General features: G+C 31.0%; 1 protein-coding gene. It reads left to right on the forward strand.

The annotated features are described in order from the left end of the window. Positions 1-186: 186 nt before the first annotated feature. Positions 187-2,676, forward strand: coding sequence for an AAA family ATPase (locus ACJMLH_RS10380; RefSeq protein WP_405277409.1), 2,490 nt, complete (start codon positions 187-189; stop codon positions 2,674-2,676). Positions 2,677-2,843: the final 167 nt, after the last annotated feature.

The following is a 2,843-nucleotide window of genomic DNA, read 5'->3' on the forward strand; positions in this document are numbered from 1 at the left end:
CCCAATCCCCATGCATATTCCATTTTAAATAATATAAAATATTAAATAATTAAATTCAAAATTTATTTATTTAATATACATAATATAATAAATAGATAAAACATAAAACATTCAAAATTAAAAAATAATTCATTAATTAAATTATTTATATATTGAAATGCAAATTTAATATAAATATATAAAAAAATGCAAGGAAGAGGTGGACCAAAAGATAGTAGAGGAAGTAGTAATAGAGAAACTCAACCTCCTTCACAACCCCCAAAACAGCCCGAAGCAAAACCAAAAGATTTTTCTACTGCTATATTAGATAGGAAAAAAGCTCCTCATAGACTTATTGCTGAAGATGGTCAAGGGCCAAGTGAAGATGCCTCAGTTATCCAATTAACTCAAAGAAAAATGGATGAATTAAAAATATTCAAATCTGAAACAGTTTTATTAAAAGGTAAAAAAAGAAAAGAAACTATATGTATATGTTTACCAGATGATACAGGTAGATTAACCGATGACAAAATACGTATGGGAAAAGTAGTTCGTAACAATTTACGTATTAGATTAGGTGATATAGTTAGTGTTCATAAATATCAAACAATTCCTGTTGGTAACCGAGTTCATATTTTACCTTTTGAAGATACAATTGAGGGTATTTCAGGAAATTTAACTCAAACTTATTTAATACCCTATTTCAAAGACGCCTATAGGCCAGTTCATAAAGGAGATACATTTATATGTCGTGGAGGATTCAAGCAAGTTGAATTTAAAGTAGTAGAGACTGATCCAGAAAAATGTTGTATTGTTGGCCCTCAGACAGTTATTTTTGATGAGGGAGAACCAATTAAAAGAGAAGATGAAGAAAGAGCAGATGGAGTTGGATATGATGATATTGGAGGATGCAGAAAGCAATTGGCATCTATTAGAGAAATGATTGAATTACCTTTAAGGCATCCTCAATTGTTCAAAAATTTAGGTATTAAACCACCAAGAGGTGTATTATTATATGGACCACCAGGTAGTGGTAAAACGTTATTAGCAAGAGCAATAGCAAATGAAACTGGTGCATTCTTCTTTTTAATTAATGGCCCAGAAATTATGTCAAAAATGGCAGGGGAAGCCGAAGGAAATTTACGTAAAGCCTTTGAAGAAGCAGAAAAGAATTCACCTGCTATTATTTTCATAGATGAAATTGATTCAATTGCCCCAAAAAGAGATAAAGTTCAAGGTGAAGTAGAAAGAAGAATTGTCTCTCAATTATTAACTCTTATGGATGGTTTGAAAGCAAGAGGCCAAGTTATAGTTATGGGAGCAACAAACAGGCCAAATGCTTTAGATACAGCCCTTCGTAGATTTGGAAGATTTGACAGAGAAATTGATATAGGAGTGCCTGATGAAACTGGTAGATTAGAAATTTTAAGAATACATACAAAAAATATGAAGTTAGCAGAAGATGTTGATTTACAAAAAGTTGCTCATGATACACATGGTTATGTAGGAGCAGATCTTGCCCAACTTGCCACTGAAGCAGGACTTCAATGCTTAAGAGAAAAAATGGATGTTATTGATATAGAAGATGAAACTATTGATGCTGCTATATTAGATTCAATGGCTGTCACTAATGATCATTTCCAATCAGCTTTAGGCCAAACTAATCCTTCATCTTTAAGAGAAACGGTTGTAGAAGTGCCAAACGTTCAATGGGAAGATATAGGAGGTTTAGAAGATGTAAAAAAAAGTTTGCAAGAAATGATTTTGTATCCTTTAGATCATCCAGATAAATATGTCAAATTTGGATTAAATCCATCGCATGGTGTCTTATTCTATGGACCTCCTGGATGCGGTAAAACTTTAATGGCTAAAGCCATAGCCACAGAATGTTCAAGTAACTTTATCTCAGTTAAAGGTCCAGAATTATTAACTATGTGGTTCGGTGAATCTGAGGCAAATGTAAGAGAAATTTTTGATAAAGCTAGGCAAAGTGCACCTTGTGTATTATTCTTCGATGAATTGGATTCTATTGGTATTAGCAGAGGTTCAGGACATGGAGGAGGAGGAGAAGCTGCTGATCGTGTAATCAACCAACTTTTAACAGAAATGGACGGTATAGGTGTAAAAAAAAATGTATTTATTGTTGGTGCTACAAATAGGCCTGACATTCTTGATGAGGCCTTATTAAGACCTGGAAGATTGGATCAATTAATTTATATTCCTTTACCTGATTTAAAAAGCAGATTAAGTATTATTAAAGCTATATTAAGAAAAACGCCAGTGGATCCTAAAATTCCTTTAGATTTTGTTGCTAAATTAACAGAGGGATTTTCTGGTGCAGATCTAAAAGAATTATGTAATCAAGTATGTAAATGCGCTATTAAAGAAGCTATTCAATTTGAAGAAGAAAAAAAAGCAATGGAAAAAGATAGACCAGGACAAGATATTGGTATGAGCGATGATCCAGTACCAATGTTAATGAAAAGGCATTTTGAATATGGGCTAACTCATTGCGTTAAATCTGTTCATGATGTTGATTTACAAAGATATGAAGATTTCAAAGCAAAATATGATCCTAATTTTTCATTTGATAAAAAAGGGGGAGTTGGTTCAAACAGAATTCAATGGCCTGATGACAATAATAAAAGTAAAATTGGCGGAAATAATAATGATGATGATTTAGATTTGTATTCATAATGGAATAGTTGAATAACATAATTTATTATATTTAAATATATAATCCATATATAGGATACTAAATAATTAAAAAAATTTTTATTACTTTCATTTATTTCTTTTATCTTAATTTATTATTTTTTCTTTTTAATTAATTAATATTTAAAAATAATAAATAATTAATTAAC

The organism is Methanobrevibacter sp., from assembly GCF_045116495.1.
GTDB lineage: Archaea > Methanobacteriota > Methanobacteria > Methanobacteriales > Methanobacteriaceae > Methanocatella.

Excerpts from the sequence above, each read along its gene's own strand:
- ACJMLH_RS10380 (WP_405277409.1), top strand. The coding sequence starts at position 187 with ATGCAAGGAAGAGGTGGACCAAAAGATAGTAGAGGAAGTAGTAATAGA.